This is a genomic window from Thermogladius sp. 4427co (assembly GCF_051933805.1).
Lineage (GTDB): Archaea > Thermoproteota > Thermoprotei_A > Sulfolobales > Desulfurococcaceae > Thermogladius.
The window spans coordinates 39,077-56,070 of record NZ_CP196893.1 but is presented as its reverse complement, the minus strand read 5'-3'; the positions used below and the strand labels follow the sequence as shown (position 1 = coordinate 56,070).

Here is a 16,994-nt window from a genome sequence, read left to right as displayed (position 1 = left end):
GAGGAGGGTTGCAGGCGTAAAAATAATGATTAGAAAGCGGATTTCAATACGTCTCTAACAATATCCTCTGTTACCTGGAAGGGGGTCTCTTCAATCATATACTTCAGTCTCGTAAACAGGAATTCTGTAATCCTAGGGATATCGTTCTCCGTAAACCCATAGTCTCCCAGCCTCTGTTTAAACCCAACCCTCTCCTGGAATACCTGGACGCTCTTCATAGCTCTCTCAGCGTCTTCGGCAATAGGCTTAATATACGGGTTCAGAGGCTTTAGTAGTCTAGCCGATACTTCCGGCATAGCTTTATGAGTATAGTATACTACGCGGGGGCCTAGCATTGCGAGACCTGCTCCATGGGGTAGCCTAGGCTCCAGACCGCTTAACACATGCTCTATTCCGTGGACTAGGTGTGTCGAAGCCATGTCTATAGAGAGCCCGGCTAGCATACTAGCATACAGCATGCTCGCCCTCAGGTTTACATCCCTGAGATTCCCGACTAGCTTAGGTAGTTTCTCTCCTATGATAGTTATAGCTTCGAACGATAGTGTTTCCACTAGCGGGAACGATACTGTCGATGTAGCAGATTCGTAGGCGTGGTAGAAAGCGTCTAGGCTAGTGTAGATCGTTTGCTCGAGGCTGAGCGTGAGAGTATATCTGGGGTCATCGATGCTTACATCAGGGTAGGTTACGCTAAGCCCATGCTTCTCCCTTGTTTCATCTACTGTAACGACAGCGTACCTATCTACTTCAGTGCCAGTCCCGTGGGTTAGGTTGATAGCTAGTAGCGGGAGCCTTCTCTTAGGCTTAACTCCCTGTAGCAGGGACTCGAATTTACACCCTGAGACAGTAAGTACTGAGACTACTTTAGCAACGTCGATAACGCTACCACCGCCGATCGCGATAATAGCGTCTACGCTCTCACGCCAGAATTGTTCGCTGGCTTTCAGAGCCTGGCTTAGGAAGGGGTTTGGCGAGACCTCGTTGTAGAATACTGGTTCAATACCCTTCTCGCTCATGATCTTAGTAAGGTCGTCTAAAGCGCCTGATACTCTAGCCGACTGCTTCCCGGTTATGACGCCAACCTTCTTCAAACCGTTGAAAAACCAGGAGGCTTTCTCCAGGGATCCTTCGCCGAAGTATAGTATTACATCCTCGTGTTTGAGTCTGAAAGGCTTCATTTATCCACCTGTATATTATCGTTTTTTAACAGGTTTTAATTTTTATCTATGACGATAAAGTCTTTTACCGCTAGCAGACCGTATATTCTTGCGGAAGCTTCTATCAGCCCAAAGACCGGTATAGTGAAGACGAAGACCGGGTCTCCAGATTTGTACGTGCCGTAAATATACGCTGTAGCATAGTATAGGCTGGCGGGGAGGATAAACCATATGACGCCTGCGGCTAGGACAGCTGGTAGCATTATCCAAGAGGCTGTAAACACAAGGCTCCAGAAGAAAGCCCTGAAGCCGACGATTAGCTTCATAGGCAGAGGGCTGAATCTAACGTCTGATACAACGCCTTTAAACCACCTGCCCCGCTGCTTCACAAGGTCTAGGATGCTATTAGGGCTCTTTATGAGAACCCTGGTACTACTCTGCCATGTCCTATAGCCTCTTTTAACAAGCTCGATCGAGAACCTGAAGTCTTCTGTAATACTCCTATAGCTGAACCCTACTTCTTTCAAAACCCTTCCTTTAACGATCAAGAGCTCGCCGTGGAGGCCTAGGAGGGGTCTCCCTAGCAGCCCTGTGAAAAACCTGTAGAGGGTTATATCGTCAAGGTACCTGACCCAGTCCATGATATAAGCTAGCTTACTCCTACCCATCCTAGGGACTAGGATCCCGTTGCCTACGAGTATATTCTTCGACTCGTAGAAAGGTATCTCGTATAAAAAGCTATCGTCTACTATAATATTATCGTCGTCTATGAACACATACCATTTCTCCGGGTCTACGTATTTCTCTACGAAATAGTTGAGAGCCCTACCCTTGCCGACTAGATCCCTCCTATAGTCTCTGGGCACTATAACCAGGTTTACATGCCTGATCCTACGGATCTCGTCGATAAGAGGGGATTCCTCGTCTACTACAAGCGTGATGGATCCAAACCTCTTAGCATGGTACCTGAGTGTTTCGAAAAGGCTCTTCCTAACCCTGTGGTCTGCTTTAGAGACGACTACTATCTCAACATTCCCCGCTCTCGAAACGCCCCTCCTAGGCTTGTATAGGATGTAGCCTGTTAGACCTACTGCGAGAATAGCCATGTAGGCTATAGCCAGCCCTTCAACAATGCTAATCGTATCGCCTACCAGGTCAGGCATCCCAACCACATAAATCATTGAGTTTATCTAATGGATTCCCAAAATAAAAACTTACTACGTAGCTGACATGGTATGGAACAAGATGCTATCCTATAGCAGTAAGGTTTAAAAGCGTTTTTCCCATCTGATTAAAAACAAATGATTTTGCAAATAACAATAAGGTGGCGGGAATGGAGATAAGCAAGAGGATTGCGGCACTAGTAGCGATTGCAGTATTCACTAGCATAGTATTCGCTAGCGTATTCGTCTACTACCCGGCTTCTATCACAGTGTCACCGGTAGCCCCCAAAGTCGTATTCGACTATGGCTCTAACGCTAACAAGCCCGACCTAGGCTATGGGAATACAATCGCAGTAAGTCTAGGTCAAAACGCGACTAGCCTAAATGTAACAATACACCCGACTTACCAGGTAACCTATTATAAGAACATCACATTGATCAAGAATATAGACAATCAAGCTTACTACGTCACCCTGAAAGTGTATTCTCCGGCGACCGGGCTGCCTACAGGTTCAAAGCTCTTACTATACATCTATAACAAGGATGCTTCCAGATTCCTTACAGGATACCCGCAACCAGTTCCATCAACCGGAACCTATTTAGCTAGCTTGGATCTGACGACAACCGGCCAGACAACTATATCGCTGAGTGCTGGTCAGATTGTTGAGTTAGATATCTACGTCTACATACCCGAGGGATACCAGCTACCATCATCCTTCACAGTGAACCTGCTACTAGTCTACAGCCCTAGTAGCGAGACACCGCCGTAAACCCGTAATATTTTTTCCCTCATTCAATCCTTCAATATAAATAGTGTTTGCTGGAGGGCTTGTTTTGAGGTTCCGGGATATAGTTTTCGCAGTCTTCCTGGTTTTACTAGCAGCCTCGTTTACAGCCATCCGCTCAGGCTTCTTTCCGGTTGCTGCCAGTATCGTATCAGGCTATTCCATGTATCCTTCTCTCAAACCAGGCGACCTCGTCCTAGCTGTTTCAACAAGCCTAGCGGGGTTTAGTAGAGGGGATGTGGTAATATACTGCTATAGCTGGGCTAACTGTATAATACATAGGGTTATCGAAGTAGGAGAGGGAGTGGTTGTTACAAAGGGGGACTACAATCCGGCGCCAGACCCTCCTATACCCATATCACTCGTTAGATACAGGGTTGTAGCCTCAATCCCCCTGCAGATATGGCTTCCAGCCCTCCTCATAATAGTCACAGCTATTTTCATACCGGTACATGATATAAAGAGGATCCTAGAGCCCCTGAACCTAGAGGCCTTACTATTCATCCTTATAGTAGCCGTCTACGTGGTTTACACAGCAGTATACGTAGTGAGGATACCGCCTTATAGAACGGTTATAGCAGTCCCTGTGATACAGTTGGTGAAATACTCTGTCTCCAGAGACTACAGGGTTGTAACGCTGACCTACTCGACAGAGAACCTATCAATCCTCGGAGTATCATCCTGTGTTGTAACAGCCCCCGGGCTCGGGGAGCTGCCGTGCGACTACAGTATCGTGGACGGTAATAGTATCATGGTATGGGTCCCGTTAGGAGTCTACGAGAAACTATTCGAGCAAGGGGTGAACATGTTCTACCTGAATATTACCGCCAGGCTCGATAAAGGAGTGTTGAAAGGCTACTACCCTATAAACTACACTTATAGAATGCCTACTGTTTCAATAATAGGTCATACCCTCATAGTATCGAATCCTCTCCCGTTCTCGCTGAAGGATGTGGAGGTCAATATTACAGAGGTCAACGAGACATTTATTGGTTTAAAGCATATTGTGAATGCTTCGACAACATATATAGTAGTCACCATAGGCCCCCTCGAAAACTATACTCTCAGTTTATGCCGTCCATACTCCTACGCCTACGTCTCTGTAACTTATACGTACGGCTCCGAGAGACAGGTATGGGTGGCTAAGGTTGAAGGGTGTTTCCAGCAGGGAGCCGGCTAGGCTGAGGATACTCTACTACCTTGCCGCAGTATCGAGTATAGTATACGGTATCCTCCTACTAGCAGTTCTGATACTACCAATCTACTTGGTTAAAGGGGTGTTAAACGGGCTTGTCGCGTTCTCGTATTATAGGATCGTATACTATAACGCAACCCTATCCGTCTACGAGCTGGAGAGAACCCGCTACCTAGCAATCCCCATGGTTTTCTACGCTATATTCGAAACCGTTGCCGGGGCCAATCTCTTTGTAGCGCTAAGGGAGGGGGAGGAGTACGTACTCCAGCTACGGGTCTGTTTCGCCGGGGGTCTCGCAGGGGTTGTGACTTCGGCTATATTCCTAGGCGTATACAACCACCTTTTCGCTACGGCTTTGAAATCCCTGGTGGTAAGCCTAGACTATACTTCTTCAGCAGGACTAGTAATACTCGGCTCCTCGGATTTAGTAAGCCTACCTTATACAAGTCTACTCCTAAACACCTTCCTCCACCTACTCTTGAGCTCGACTGCTCTACTCTCGAGTAGTATAGGCCTTTACGCCTACTACCGTAGACAGGCGGGTTAGAATAGACTGTAGTTTTTAACAAGAGATAAATAGGTATTACGCTGTTAACCTATCCTAGTAACGGAGGTTTACAACTGAAAGCCCTGCTCTTTAGGGTGTGGAGGGGTCGGATGAAAGCAATTTTGAAACTAATCGATTTCAAACCGCGTGTTTCAAGCGATGGAGTAATATCGGTTCTACTCTACGAGTTAAGCGAGTCCTGGAGGGAGGCTGAGGTAGATAATAATATAGACTCTCTCATCGCCCTAGCTGGTAACACTCTATCTACGAACCCGCCTGAGGCAAATAGCTATAGGTTTGTCGAAGTAGAGGCACCGGGTAGTAAAGTCGTTATAGGGGAGGGTGGTGTCGAAGGCGTTGAGACAGTGCTTATTCCTGTCCCAGGCTACTTGAGGTCTATTAAATTCATTAAGGTATCCGGTGAGAACCCTGTCGTAGTCCACGAGTTCAAACCTGATTCTACTAGCATAGTATACGACTCTACACTATCGTTTAACAAGCAACTAGACTACGACTTGATCCTCGTCGAGACAAGCGAGCTGTCCAGGATTATATTCCCCCATGAGCTGCTACTTGAAAGAGTCAGGGTGGGCGAGAAGAAGGCTAGGAAGAAGAGGAGGAAGAGGTCTAAGAAGGTTAAAACCAGGGCTAGACGTAGGAAAACGGGGAGGAAGAAGAGGTCTCGTAGATGAGTTTCAGAGAACTCCCCCATATTAAAGCAAAGCCTGGGGATATAGCCCGCAACGTGATCGCCGTCGGAGACCCTGGGCGAGTAGACCTATTAGCGCAACTCCTCGAGAAGCCTAGGGTTGTAAACGAGAACAGGGGTTTGAAAACTGTAACAGGCTTGTATAAAGGGGTTCCTGTAACTATTGCGACACATGGTATCGGCTGCCCTTCTGCTATGATAGTTTTCGAAGAATTAGGGATGCTAGGAGCTAGGAGGATTGTAAGGATCGGTACTACAGGAGGCCTTAGGAAGGATATGAAGATAGGCGAGGTAGTAGTAGCAACAGGGGCAGGCTACACCCAGGGCGGTTGCGGGCTGGGACAGTATATGCCGGGTGTATGCGGGTCTACGAGCCCCCATCCTGTACTAACAGCTAGGATCATAGAGTCTCTTTGGAGGCACGGGGTAGGGTTCAGGCTAGGGCCTGTGTACAGCAGTGATGCATTCTATGCTGAAGACCCTTCGTTCGCCGAGAGGATGAGTCACCTAGGCTTTGTAGCAGTAGAGATGGAGTGTGCTGGATTATTCTCCCTAGGCTGGGCTAGGGGCTGGGAGACTGCTGCAGTACTAGTAGTAAGCGATGTACTGCCTGCTGAAGAAAAGATATTCCTCGGCACCAGGGAGCTCGCCGATATATTCCTAAAAGTCGCCCGAGCGGTTCTAGAGGTTTTTGCCGAACTAGGGGAAGGCGTGTAATGGAGGTAAAGCTCTACAACACGTTGAGTAAGCAGCTCGAGGTACTCAAGCCTGTTGAGGAGAACACTGTTAAAATGTATGTCTGCGGCCCTACAGTATACGATTACACGCACATAGGGCATGGGAGGACGTACGTAGTCTACGATGCTTTCAAGAGATACCTGTCTCTAAGAGGGTTTAACGTAGTACATGTTATGAACATAACCGATATAGATGATAAGATCATTAATAGGGCCCGTAGCGAGGGAAGGAATTGGAGGGAGATCGCAGAAGAGTATACGAGGGATTACCTAGAGGCGTTAAAGAATCTCAGGGTGAGAATAGACCACCACCCAAGGGTTACAGACCATATTAAAGAGATCATAGAGTTTATCCAAGTCCTCATAGACAAAGGGTATGCGTATGTAGCACCTAGCGGTAGCGTATACTTCGACGTAGACAAGTACGAGGACTACGGCAGGCTATCGGGTAGGACTTCTAGAGAAATGTGGAGCCAGGAGCAGGAGTTTGTTAAAGAGAAGAAAAACCCCTACGATTTCGCCTTGTGGAAGGCTAGTAAACCGGGTGAACCATACTGGGAGAGCCCGTGGGGTAGGGGTAGGCCTGGGTGGCATATAGAGTGTAGTGTTATGAGCTCCAGGTACCTGGGCAGCAGGTTCGATATCCACGGTGGGGGTACAGACCTGATCTTCCCCCACCACGAGAACGAGAGAGCCCAGAGCGAAGCCTACTTCGGCGGGAGATGGGTCAGCATATGGATGCACACAGGGCTAGTCATGGTCGGCCAGGATAAAATGAGTAAGAGCCTTGGGAATATAGTACCTCTGAGAGAAGCCTTTGCTAAATGGGGTATTGCTCTAAGAGCATGGTACCTAATGTCCCACTACCGTAGACCCCTCTACTTCACGGAGGAATCATTAGAGCAAGCCAAGAGGTTCACCGAGAGGTTTGCATCAACATGGCAGCTACTGGGTAAATTAGAGAAGGAGTCTGTAGACCTCCACTACGTGAGGGACGAAGACCTTAGAATGCTCAGGTACATACTAGAAGCCAGGGAAAGATTCCACACCGCTTTATCCAACGATTTCAACACTCCCGAGATGTTCTCTGTGATAAACGATTTCATATCTTTCGTAAACAGGGATCTAGCTAGTAGGCCAGTACACCTGCTCGTATCCCAGGCTAAGAGGGTTTTCACAGAATTCAATACAGTACTAGCATTAGTCGAGGAAGAGAGTACTGGGAGCGAGGAGGTTGATTCGCTAATCAGAGTCATTGTAGATGTCAGGAGAGAGCTTAGGAGTATGAAAATGTATGATCTAGCCGACAGGATTAGAAGCGAGTTGATGAAGCTAGGGATCGTACTTCAGGATAAAGGGTTGGAGACTACTTGGGTGAGGAAGAGAGAGGTTTAGTAGCTGTGTAAATTCTGTTTTTACCTTTATATTTTTTATATGCATAAAGAGTATTCAGATGATTCTGCAGGTGTCTAAAACCGCTGGAAGCCACTAGGGTGTTTTAATGCCTGTGGACCACAGGATATATGAGCACCCCATCCTGAAATTCAGGAGGGGGAGGCTGGTTAGGTTTTATTTCAATAACGCCGAAGTATACGGCTACGAGGGCGAAAGTATTCTAGCAAGCCTCTACGCGTTGGGCTACAGGGTTTTCTCGTATAGTAAGACTGGGAGGCCTCGGGGTGCTTTCTGCATGGTCGGGAAATGCAGTAGTTGCCTAGCTAGGGTTAACGGCGTGCCTAATACGCGGTTATGTGTTGAGCCGGTTAGAGACGGTATAGTAGTAGAAACACAGAACGGGTTGCCCGAAATACCGAGTGGTAGTATAGACTCTGAGGTCGTTGAAGAAGAAATAGAAGCTGATGTAACAGTAGTAGGTAGTGGGCCGGCTGGGCTTAAAGCCTCTCTGACCCTGGCAGATGCCGGTTTAAAAGTCGTACTCGTCGAAGAACACTTCAAGCTGGGGGGTCAGCTCGTTAAACAAACGCATAGATTCTTCGGTGATACAACAGCATACGGTGGCGAGAGAGGGTTTAAGATCGCGGAGAAGCTTTCATCCCAGGTATTATCTAATGAGAATATAAGAACTCTTCTCAACACCAGGGTCTACGGGTTTTTCTCAGAAGGCGTTCTCGGAGCTGTTTCACTGAGAGGTGATATGAGGCACTACCTGATCAAATCTAAATACGTAATTATTGCGGCAGGAGCTAGCGAGAGAAACGCTTTATTCGAAAACAACGACCTCCCAGGTGTAATGGGTGCTGGAGGAGCCCAGACACTTATGAATGAGTACGGTATTAGACCCGGGGATAGAGCACTTATAGTCGGTAGCGGTAATGTAGGCCTTATAGTAGCATACCAGTTGCTACAAGCCGGCGTCAGAGTCGAGGCTCTACTAGAGATAAAGGATGAGATAGGAGGCTGGTTCGTTCACGCTGCTAAGATTAGGAGGTACGGGGTACCGATCAAGACTAGTAGGACGATTGTAAGGGTTGAGGGGAAAGAGGTTGTCGAGAAAGCTGTCTCAATGCAGGTCGATAAGAATCTAGACCCCATCCCCGGTACTGAAGAAGAATATAATGTAGACCTTGTGCTCCTAGCCGTAGGCCTCCAACCGAATTATTCCCTCCTAAGCCAGATGGGTGCTGTTATGAAGTATGTTCCAGAGTTAGGCGGTTTAACACCTATTAGAACCTGGAGCATGGAGACTAGTATACCTAACGTATACATTGCTGGAGACATATCAGGGATTGAGGAAGCTACTACAGCATTCCTCGAGGGAGAGCTCGCTGCCGAGTCAATACTCGAGAGAGAAGGGTTGGGGAGGGGGCGTAGGCCCGAGATCATTCACTACTTGTGGAATATCTATAGGTTGAGCCCGGTGGTTGAAAAAGCTAGGAGGGGGAAGATCGCGGTAACAGTGAGCGAGGGGGAAATGGAGGAATTGAGGAGGGGGAGGTTGTGAACTTCAAGAAGACAGGGGTTATTACCCCGGAGGAGTTGAAGAGCTTGGGCTTGATGCCTGGCGAGGAGATCCTAGAGAAGAAGCCTCTAGCAATTATCGAATGCCCCGAGGAAATACCCTGCAACATCTGTGTCTCGGCATGCCCGTTCAGAGCTATCGTTAAAGAAAAACTCTATTCTAAGCCGAGGCTCATAGTAGATAAATGCATTGGCTGCGGTGTCTGCGTTGCTAAATGCCCGGGACAGGCTATCTTCGTTATCGGTATTAAAAAAGACCATTCCCTTATTACACTCCCATACGAGTTCCTCCCAGCTCCTTCCAAGGGAGACAGGGTTATCCTGCTTGACAGAGAGGGACGTGAAATCGGCTTAGGCGAGATCGTCAAGGTTTGGAACTATGACTCGACATGGGTTGTCACCGTGAAGGCTCCTAGAGACCAGTGGGCTAACGTAAGGGGTATCAGGGTGGTGAAAGAGCATGCTCGACCCTAGGAAGGTAATAGTCTGCAGGTGCGAGGATGTAACATTGTACGATATCGAGAAAGCTATCGATGAGGGGATGGATGATCTAGAGCTGTTAAAGAGGAAGCTGAGGATTGGCATGGGCCCATGCCAGGGGTCGCATTGCCTACTGATCGCAGCCTCTATCCTAGCCAGGAAGAAAGGCTTGAAGATTAGCGATATAAGGATACCTGTAAGCAGGCCTCCTATAGTACCGGTCAAGCTCAAATATTTCTTGGGTGAGAGTAGGGATGGCTTATGAAGTAATCATTATCGGGGCCGGTGTAACAGGCCTCTTCACAGCTAAATACCTTGTCGATAGAGGCGTAGACAAAATATTGATACTCGAAGAGAAATACCCTGGTGCAGGCGGGAGCTTCAGGTGCGCTACCGGTATTAGGGCGAGTTTTACTAGTAGAGAGCATATTAAAGTAATGCTTAGGTCTATAGAATTATGGCCTAAACTATCCAGTGAGTTGGGTATCAAGTATTCGAGGGACGGATACCTCTGGCTACTAAGCAGGGAGAAGGATGTTGAAGCATTCGAGAAGATCGTTAGATTCCAGAACGAGCTCGGAGTACCAACTAAAGTGATCACCCCCGAGGAGGTGAGGGAGCTTGCTCCTACGATTAATATAGAAAATATAAAAGCAGGAGTATACGACCCTCTTGCCGGTAAAGCAAGCTGTTTCGACGCGGTTGTCAATACCTTAGTCTACCTTAAGAAGAGGGGTGTCAGAGTAGAGAAAGGGGTTAGAGCCCTCAGGATAGCCTACGGTAACGGCACCTATCGGGTTTATACTACTAAGGGGGTCTTCGAATCGGAGAAGCTACTTATCTCGGCAGGCGAAGGAAGTAGGGACCTGGCTAGGACTATTGGCGTAGAACTACCTATTAGGAACCTGCCTAAACACGCTCTTGTCACAGAGGCTTTCAGACAGGTGTTAAAACCCCTAGTAATAGACTGGGCGTCTTCTTCATACATAGTCCAATTATTCAACGGGAACTTCTATATCGGGGCCGATATACCAGAAGAATACGATAGAGAAGCCCGATGCCGGCAGGAATTCCTTCGAAAGGCTGCCAAGGTATGGACATCCTACTTCCCGTGGTTGAGAGAAGTCCATGTACTAAGGTATTGGACAGGATACTACGATATGACGCCAGACCACCACCCTATCGTGGGCCCTGTAGAAGGATTCGATGGATTGTATATAGCGGCTGGATTCAGCGGACACGGTTTCATGATGTCGCCTGCTGTAGGTGAGGCTCTAGCATCGTATATTACTACGGGTAGGCCTACGCTACCCGAGTTCGAGAACCTGAGCCCTGGCAGGTTTAGGCGGGGAGAGCTTATAAAGGAGATTGCGGTATTCGGTTGAATTGAAAGTGGTTTTTAATGCTAGTAGATAGATTCGGCAGGCCTCTGACAAGCCTTAGGATAAGTGTTACAGAAAAATGCAATTATAGATGTGTCTTCTGCCACCGGGAGGGCTTGATAGACTACAAGGCCGAGCAGGAATTAAGCCCGGAGGACTGGGGTTTTGTCGCTAAAGTATCGAAATACTTGGAGATATCAGATGCCAAGCTTACGGGCGGCGAACCACTTGTAAGGCGGGATATTGTAGAAATTGTTAGAGAGATCAGGTCTAATGGATTAAGCGTCTCGATCACAACTAATGGGAGTCTTTTGGAAAAGTATGCTAAGGGCTTGGCGGAAGCCGGCGTAGACCATATTAATGTAAGCCTACACTCCCTCAGGGAAGAAGTTTTCAGAAGAATAACTGGTGGAGACCTGGGGAGAGTATTGAAGGGGATAGACGCGGCACTAAGCTACGGGATTAGGTTGAAGATCGATTTCGTAGTATTATCGTGGAATAAAGACGAGCTAATGGATATAATAGAGTTTGCTTCGAGGAAGGGTATCGATGTTAATCTAATAGAGTTAATTCCGCTGGGGTTGGATAACGGTTTGTACAAAGAGCTCCACGTAGGAGTTGAGAGGCTAGAGGCTTTATTGAAGAGTAGGGTTTTGAAGGTCGAGATTAGAGAATTCCAGAGCAGGCCGATATACTATTTAGACAACGGTGTGAGGGTCCAAGTTGTCAAAGGCTTCTGCAATCCCGAGCTATGTGCTAAATGCTCTAGGATACGTTTCACACCAGATGGCAAGATAAAAACGTGCTTGTTTAGAAACGATAACCTCGTCGATGCTAGACCGTATATTCTAAACAGGGATTTCAACGGGCTGGTTGAAGCATTTAAGAAAGCTAATAGTCTCAGAGAGCCTTATTTCAAACCAGGGAGGGGGTATCCGCATGTCAATGGTTGATATAACTGCGAAGAAAGCTGTTTACCGGGAGGCTGTAGCAGAGGGGGTGATAAGGCTCAGGCCAGAGACTATACAGAGGATTAGGGATAGGAGTGTCGAGAAAGGAGATGTTATCGAAGTCACGAAGGCGGCGGTAGCCCTCGCTGTGAAAAAGACGAGCGAGCTCCTACCACTCTGCCACCCTATCCCTATTACACATGTCGACATAGGATTTGAGTTTCTAGGCGAGGATAGGATTAAGCTGGTTGTAAGAGTGAAGACGATCGCCCAGACCGGTGTCGAAATGGAGGCTTTAACAGGTGTTGTCGTAGGCTTGTTGAACATATGGGATATGGTTAAGAAATATGAAAAAGACGAATCCGGGCAATACCCTGAGACATGGATTGAGAATATTAGAGTCGTAAGCAAGGTCAAGAGCTTACACGCCTAACCCTCGTCTCATCCCCTAGAACCCAGTACTCCCCGTCTTCTCTCACCTCGAGCTTGTAGATAGGGGCTTCTCTCTTAACCCGGTCTATCATAGACTTAGTAGCCTTGTTTACATCCTCCCTGCTCTTACCTGCGGCTAGTATTACCACTGTCGCTTCGCCAGGCTTTACCTCGCCGATTCTATGTATTATCACAGCTGCGTGTAGTCTATGCTTCAATGCCTCCTCCTCAGCGATCTTCTTAAGCCTCTCTTCTGCCAGCCTAGTGTAGGCGGTATAGACTAATTTGATAACCCTCGAACCGTTTACTACGCCTTTTACAACACCTATGAATATCTCTATCCCTCCGAGCTCTCTATCAGCTGCTAGCCTACGAATATTGTCTAAGGCTTCGGGCAATAATTCTAATAGATTCTTATCAGCGAGTTTTGCCTCAATATACATACTCAGACTCCTCCCGAAGACGGGGGCAGTAGTATTAGAATATCGCCATCCCTAACCCTATCTTCTAATCCTACTATTTTATCATTGACTAAGACCGTGATAGTGTATTTCTCTAATACCCCCTCCGGTATAAGCGACTTCAATATCTCGTTTACCGATTTCTCGTCCTCGAAAACGTAGTAGCCTTCTTTAATATAGTCGCTTAACAAGCCATATGCTCTGATATATATTCTCACAGCTTTACACCAGGCCTGTAATCTCATCTACTTACTTAACCACATATAACTTCTTTCTCGCCCTAGCTATTAGCTCGTTTAGTAGTGTAAAAGCTTTCAAAGTATCCTCGCTTGACACAATTATAACAGTCTCGCTATAGCTCGATGTCACCTGGATTATATTTATACCAGCCTGCGCGAGTACTGTTGTAACATATGCTATGAAACCAGGTGTGTATATATTCTCAACCGGGCTCACGAGGACAAGTGCTGTAAGATTATCTAGGTAGAGTAGTGGTTTAGCTTGTATATTATCGAGGAAAGTCTTCACCTGTTCTTCGCTAATGATCACTGTTACATTTGTAATTCCTGTTACAATAGATAGGAACCTAGCGCTGTTAATACCGCTGGATAATCTAATAACGTCTTTGTAAAGTGTCGAGTCATAGGTTATTATCGAAACCTTGGTTTTAACCTCTATACTCGTATCTGCTAGTATCTTCTCGATTCTCGTAGTATCAAGAGGGTTGATTCTGCTAGCTAGACGTATTAGAGCAACCTTTATACTCTGGACTGAAACATCGGATCCCACCTCTCTATCTACGATAGGTTTGATCATCCTCGCGATACTAGAATAGTTAACTATGCCTGAAGCGATGCACTCTCTCAGAATAGGGTCGTTCTCCACGATTTTTTCCACTATCTTTGAGATACTCGTCTCCCTACTACTCGTTGCCAAGACTCGAACAACCTGTTACAATTGTTACATTAATGTGATATCTCCTGAATTTGTTTAATAAACGTTATTTTTACGAGTGGATACTTAAGTCTCTACCTTGTAATAAATCCCATCAATAGGCATTCTAGATTAACCGTGGTTCAACAATATGAGTATGCTATGGGTAAATGTTTCTGTAATAAAATATGTAATTCTCCCGAATAGCAAGCTTCAAAGGAAAACTTGTAGAGCCTTATTGTTACAATTGTAGCATTCTCATGTAGGTATGTATCTAGATCGACATGTTATTTTATATACCTGTACCGGAGGATATGGTGATGCCCGATGGTGGTATAAATGAGGAGGTTAACGTATATACTAGCTCTAGGAATGCTATTATCGACAGTGATAGGGAATACTAATCCAGTAATAGCCCAGTCTCAGACCGTGTTTAGGGTCGGGTGGGGCGGTACATCATTCGATACTTTCAATCCTTTTACGACCTATGCTACGATATCTGTATGGCTTACGCTAGACGTTTACAGTAGGCTTGTCAGGCCTACACAGAATTATACAGGGTTCGTACCCGACCTTGCCGAGAGCTGGGAGGTCCTAGGAAATAATACGATTAGATTCCATCTGGTTAAGAACGCTACTTTTACAGACGGCTATCCTGTTACAGCAGAGGATGTAGCCTACAGCTACTATCTTGCTAACCAGAGCTGGAGCAGTCTCAACCCGTATGTGGCTATGGTTAAAGATATCAAGGTGGTCGATAATTACACTATCGATTTCGTAGTAACAAGCCCGACTCTCTTCATGCTCGAAGCGGCAATAAACATACCTATTGTACCTAAACACATATGGGCGAATGTAAGCGATCCATCGACTTACCCGGACAACCCACCGGTCGGAAGCGGCCCGCTAAAGATCGTGGAGTTTAAAGAAGGACAGTATGCTGTATTAGAGCCGAACCCAGCTTTCTACTACCCGAGTTGGCTGCCTAAGGTCGATAGGATTATTGTTAAATTCTACAGCGATACGACTTCTGCTACAAACGCTCTGCTAGCCGGGGATATTGATGCGGTAGGCCCTTATATTGCTTCAACACTGATTCAGACTGTTGAGAACAACCCCAACCTCTACTTGTTTAAATCCCCGCCAACAATGTACTTCTACCTAGCTTTCAACGTAGACCCTAATGGCACAGGCAACCCGGCTTTAAGAGACCTCGTTGTAAGGCAGGCACTAGCACATGCTATCAACGTATCCTACGTTTGTGGTATCGCGTGGCCTGGAGCAGGCTTTCCAATGGGTACCGTGCTACCATCTAGTAATATATTCGCAGACCCCGATCTCAAACCATACGATTTCAATCTAACACTAGCCGCTAAAATGCTGGATGACGCTGGCTATAAAGTTGGGCCGGATGGCGTAAGAGTCTCGCCTAGCGGGGTAAAGCTAGAGATTAACATCCTAGTTCCTAGTAACATGCCTGAAGCGATTAAAGCTGGACAAGTGATATCGCAGTGGTGGAACCAGATCGGTGTTAAAACGAATGTCCAGCCTATGGACACTGGTAGTATGTCGGCTATTATATGGAAGAAAGTAAATAATACTATCGTACTAGGGCAAGACGCTGACATATGGGACTGGTTCGTAGCACCCAACGACGTATTATTCCTGAACGTGTTCTTATCCAACATGAAGCTTACAGGGGTCTCGGATTCAGGCTACAGTAATCCAGAGTACGATAAGACATTTGAAATGATATACCAGGCTCCAACTATGGACGAGATTAAAAGCATAGCGTATAAACTGCAAGAAATGCTTCACAGAGACCTTCCATATATACCTCTATGTGAAGTATGGGCTGTCCAAGCGCATAGCAAAGCGTTTACAGGATTTGACTACTCGTGGCCTTCTGGACCTTTCGGTGGGAGCGATTGGAGAACCTTCCTAAACGTCCAGCCAGTCCAGAGCGCTCAGTCTCCCACGGTATCTACTACAAGCCCTGTAACTAGCTTGATAGACTATAAGATAATAGCCATAGTCGTAGTAATCGTAGCTATAGCTTTAGGAGCTGGCTACTACTTCATGTCGTGGAAAAAGGGTAAGAGGTGAGATTTTTTGGCTTATAGAAGCTTTATTCTAAGAAAGATTTTTTCACTCGTAACCTCTCTATTTATTATAACACTTGTTAATTTCATAATATTCAGGCTTTTACCCGGAGACCCTATAATGCTCCTATTTAGAGACCCGCGTCTTACGCCGGAACAGATCCAGTACCTCTATCACAAATTTGGTTTAGACAAACCTTTATGGGAACAGTTCTTTATCTACCTGTGGAATCTATTTAATGGGGAATGGGGTATTTCCTTCGAGTATAAGAGGCCTGTAATGGAGATTCTTCTAGGCAGGATAATTAACTCGCTCATACTAGTAGTCCCAGCTACTATACTATCTATAATACTAGGTATTGTTACAGGAGTGGTTGCTGCATGGAAGAGAGGAGGCCTTGTAGATTCAGCTGTCTCAGCTGTCTCACTAGGATTCTACTCTCTGCCAACATTCTGGCTCGGTGGCATACTCATATTCCTATCTGTAAACTACTGGAGGCTACCTGTGACAGGCATGTTCAATTACGGCGTATCACATGACGGTATCATATCCTACCTAGGCGATTTGGCTTCCCATATGGTACTGCCTTTAGTAACCCTTACACTAGTATCGTACGGGGGCTTTACCCTCATAGTTAGAGGCGCTATGATCGACGTATTGAACGAAGACTATATTAGGACGGCTGTAGCGAAAGGGTTAAACGATTGGAGGATTATTAGCAGGCACGCGCTCCCAAACGTGCTCTTACCGACAGTTAGTCTTACAGCTATTAGCCTGGGTACTGCTGTCACGGGTTCTGTTCTAACAGAGACTGTTTTCAACTGGCCTGGCGTCGGCCGGCTTATATTCGATGCTATTTCTAATAGAGATTACCCTATGCTCCAGGCAGGCTTCCTAGTAATAACTATTAGTGTCCTAATAGCTAACTTCCTCGCCGACATCCTGTACGGACTCCTCGATCCGAGGGTTAAATACAGGTGAGGG

The 16,994-nt window shown here is 46.5% G+C and carries 19 protein-coding genes and 1 pseudogene; 15 read left to right on the top strand and 5 right to left on the bottom strand.

Features of this window, described 5'->3' with window-relative positions; all coding sequences use genetic code 11:
• Positions 1-29: 29 nt before the first annotated feature.
• On the bottom strand, positions 30-1,175 hold the full coding sequence (locus ACSU1N_RS00300) for an iron-containing alcohol dehydrogenase (RefSeq protein WP_440059635.1): 1,146 nt from the start codon (positions 1,173-1,175) through the stop codon (positions 30-32).
• A 35-nt stretch (positions 1,176-1,210) separates the two neighbouring features.
• Positions 1,211-2,317: a glycosyltransferase family 2 protein gene (locus ACSU1N_RS00295; protein ID WP_440059634.1), complete on the bottom strand. Its 1,107-nt coding sequence runs from the start codon at positions 2,315-2,317 to the stop codon at positions 1,211-1,213.
• A gap of 170 nt (positions 2,318-2,487) precedes the next feature.
• Here ACSU1N_RS00295 and ACSU1N_RS00290 point away from each other — a divergent pair, with 170 nt between their 5' ends.
• From ACSU1N_RS00290 to moaC, 12 genes are all read left to right on the top strand, one after another.
• Positions 2,488-3,087, top strand: coding sequence for a hypothetical protein (locus tag ACSU1N_RS00290; protein WP_440059633.1), 600 nt, complete (start codon positions 2,488-2,490; stop codon positions 3,085-3,087).
• 64 nt (positions 3,088-3,151) lie between these two features.
• On the top strand, positions 3,152-4,282 hold the full coding sequence (locus ACSU1N_RS00285) for a signal peptidase I (protein WP_440059632.1): 1,131 nt from the start codon (positions 3,152-3,154) through the stop codon (positions 4,280-4,282).
• On the top strand, positions 4,251-4,844 hold the full coding sequence (locus tag ACSU1N_RS00280; RefSeq protein WP_440059631.1) for a hypothetical protein: 594 nt from the start codon (positions 4,251-4,253) through the stop codon (positions 4,842-4,844). The genes ACSU1N_RS00285 and ACSU1N_RS00280 overlap by 32 nt, the downstream gene beginning before the upstream one ends.
• A 110-nt stretch (positions 4,845-4,954) precedes the next feature.
• Positions 4,955-5,536 carry a hypothetical protein gene (locus ACSU1N_RS00275; RefSeq protein ID WP_440059630.1) on the top strand — a complete coding sequence of 194 codons (582 nt, stop codon included), beginning with the start codon at positions 4,955-4,957 and terminating at the stop codon, positions 5,534-5,536.
• Positions 5,533-6,270: a purine-nucleoside phosphorylase gene (locus tag ACSU1N_RS00270; protein WP_440059629.1), complete on the top strand. Its 738-nt coding sequence runs from the start codon at positions 5,533-5,535 to the stop codon at positions 6,268-6,270. The genes ACSU1N_RS00275 and ACSU1N_RS00270 overlap by 4 nt, the downstream gene beginning before the upstream one ends.
• Positions 6,270-7,685, top strand: coding sequence for a cysteine--tRNA ligase (gene cysS / locus ACSU1N_RS00265; RefSeq protein WP_440059628.1), 1,416 nt, complete (start codon positions 6,270-6,272; stop codon positions 7,683-7,685). The genes ACSU1N_RS00270 and cysS overlap by 1 nt, the downstream gene beginning before the upstream one ends.
• A 106-nt stretch (positions 7,686-7,791) precedes the next feature.
• Positions 7,792-9,252 carry an FAD-dependent oxidoreductase gene (locus ACSU1N_RS00260; protein ID WP_440059627.1) on the top strand — a complete coding sequence of 487 codons (1,461 nt, stop codon included), beginning with the start codon at positions 7,792-7,794 and terminating at the stop codon, positions 9,250-9,252.
• On the top strand, positions 9,249-9,743 hold the full coding sequence (locus ACSU1N_RS00255; RefSeq protein WP_440059626.1) for a 4Fe-4S binding protein: 495 nt from the start codon (positions 9,249-9,251) through the stop codon (positions 9,741-9,743). The genes ACSU1N_RS00260 and ACSU1N_RS00255 overlap by 4 nt, the downstream gene beginning before the upstream one ends.
• A complete protein-coding gene (locus tag ACSU1N_RS00250; RefSeq protein ID WP_440059625.1) occupies positions 9,730-10,014 on the top strand; it encodes a (2Fe-2S)-binding protein in 285 nt (94 codons plus the stop codon). The genes ACSU1N_RS00255 and ACSU1N_RS00250 overlap by 14 nt, the downstream gene beginning before the upstream one ends.
• Positions 10,004-11,134 carry an NAD(P)/FAD-dependent oxidoreductase gene (locus ACSU1N_RS00245; RefSeq protein WP_440059624.1) on the top strand — a complete coding sequence of 377 codons (1,131 nt, stop codon included), beginning with the start codon at positions 10,004-10,006 and terminating at the stop codon, positions 11,132-11,134. Before ACSU1N_RS00250 ends, ACSU1N_RS00245 begins: the two co-directional genes overlap by 11 nt.
• Positions 11,135-11,151: 17 nt before the next feature.
• Positions 11,152-12,084: a GTP 3',8-cyclase MoaA gene (gene moaA / locus ACSU1N_RS00240; protein WP_440059623.1), complete on the top strand. Its 933-nt coding sequence runs from the start codon at positions 11,152-11,154 to the stop codon at positions 12,082-12,084.
• Positions 12,071-12,514: a cyclic pyranopterin monophosphate synthase MoaC gene (moaC, locus tag ACSU1N_RS00235; RefSeq protein ID WP_440059622.1), complete on the top strand. Its 444-nt coding sequence runs from the start codon at positions 12,071-12,073 to the stop codon at positions 12,512-12,514. The genes moaA and moaC overlap by 14 nt, the downstream gene beginning before the upstream one ends.
• Here moaC and ACSU1N_RS00230 read toward each other — a convergent pair.
• Genes ACSU1N_RS00230 through ACSU1N_RS00220 form a run of 3 tightly spaced genes read right to left on the bottom strand, consistent with a single transcriptional unit; the run spans position 12,495 to position 13,910 of the window.
• A complete protein-coding gene (locus tag ACSU1N_RS00230) occupies positions 12,495-12,956 on the bottom strand; it encodes a molybdenum cofactor biosynthesis protein MoaE (RefSeq protein ID WP_440059621.1) in 462 nt (153 codons plus the stop codon). The two genes, moaC and ACSU1N_RS00230, sit on opposite strands and share 20 nt — an antisense overlap.
• Before the next feature lie 2 nt (positions 12,957-12,958).
• Positions 12,959-13,192, bottom strand: coding sequence for a MoaD/ThiS family protein (locus tag ACSU1N_RS00225; RefSeq protein WP_440059620.1), 234 nt, complete (start codon positions 13,190-13,192; stop codon positions 12,959-12,961).
• Positions 13,193-13,223: 31 nt separating this feature from the next.
• Positions 13,224-13,910 (bottom strand): ACT domain-containing protein, encoded by a 687-nt coding sequence (locus tag ACSU1N_RS00220; RefSeq protein ID WP_440059619.1) that lies wholly within the window; start codon positions 13,908-13,910, stop codon positions 13,224-13,226.
• A gap of 336 nt (positions 13,911-14,246) precedes the next feature.
• Here ACSU1N_RS00220 and ACSU1N_RS00215 point away from each other — a divergent pair, with 336 nt between their 5' ends.
• The 3 genes and pseudogenes from ACSU1N_RS00215 (at position 14,247) to ACSU1N_RS00205 (ending at position 16,991) form a co-directional block, all read left to right on the top strand.
• Entirely contained in the window at positions 14,247-16,013 is a 1,767-nt protein-coding gene (locus ACSU1N_RS00215) for an ABC transporter substrate-binding protein (RefSeq protein WP_440059618.1), read from the top strand.
• Positions 16,014-16,019: 6 nt separating this feature from the next.
• Positions 16,020-16,244: pseudogene (locus tag ACSU1N_RS00210) on the top strand (ABC transporter permease); the annotation flags it as partial.
• Between the two features lie 45 nt (positions 16,245-16,289).
• The gene (locus tag ACSU1N_RS00205; protein ID WP_440060310.1) at positions 16,290-16,991 is read left to right on the top strand and encodes an ABC transporter permease; all 702 of its coding nucleotides are present in this window, start codon (positions 16,290-16,292) and stop codon (positions 16,989-16,991) included.
• The last annotated feature ends 3 nt before the right edge of the window (positions 16,992-16,994 follow it).

Bases quoted from the DNA above. Each gene is read 5' to 3' on its own strand.
- ACSU1N_RS00300 (WP_440059635.1), bottom strand. From the start codon at position 1,175: ATGAAGCCTTTCAGACTCAAACACGAGGATGTAATACTATACTTCGGC.
- ACSU1N_RS00295 (WP_440059634.1), bottom strand. From the start codon at position 2,317: ATGCCTGACCTGGTAGGCGATACGATTAGCATTGTTGAAGGGCTGGCT.
- ACSU1N_RS00290 (WP_440059633.1), top strand. From the start codon at position 2,488: ATGGAGATAAGCAAGAGGATTGCGGCACTAGTAGCGATTGCAGTATTC.
- ACSU1N_RS00275 (WP_440059630.1), top strand. From the start codon at position 4,955: ATGAAAGCAATTTTGAAACTAATCGATTTCAAACCGCGTGTTTCAAGC.
- ACSU1N_RS00270 (WP_440059629.1), top strand. From the start codon at position 5,533: ATGAGTTTCAGAGAACTCCCCCATATTAAAGCAAAGCCTGGGGATATA.
- cysS (WP_440059628.1), top strand. From the start codon at position 6,270: ATGGAGGTAAAGCTCTACAACACGTTGAGTAAGCAGCTCGAGGTACTC.
- ACSU1N_RS00260 (WP_440059627.1), top strand. From the start codon at position 7,792: ATGCCTGTGGACCACAGGATATATGAGCACCCCATCCTGAAATTCAGG.
- ACSU1N_RS00250 (WP_440059625.1), top strand. From the start codon at position 9,730: ATGCTCGACCCTAGGAAGGTAATAGTCTGCAGGTGCGAGGATGTAACA.
- ACSU1N_RS00245 (WP_440059624.1), top strand. From the start codon at position 10,004: ATGGCTTATGAAGTAATCATTATCGGGGCCGGTGTAACAGGCCTCTTC.
- moaA (WP_440059623.1), top strand. From the start codon at position 11,152: ATGCTAGTAGATAGATTCGGCAGGCCTCTGACAAGCCTTAGGATAAGT.
- moaC (WP_440059622.1), top strand. From the start codon at position 12,071: ATGTCAATGGTTGATATAACTGCGAAGAAAGCTGTTTACCGGGAGGCT.
- ACSU1N_RS00230 (WP_440059621.1), bottom strand. From the start codon at position 12,956: ATGTATATTGAGGCAAAACTCGCTGATAAGAATCTATTAGAATTATTG.
- ACSU1N_RS00215 (WP_440059618.1), top strand. From the start codon at position 14,247: ATGAGGAGGTTAACGTATATACTAGCTCTAGGAATGCTATTATCGACA.
- ACSU1N_RS00205 (WP_440060310.1), top strand. From the start codon at position 16,290: ATGGAGATTCTTCTAGGCAGGATAATTAACTCGCTCATACTAGTAGTC.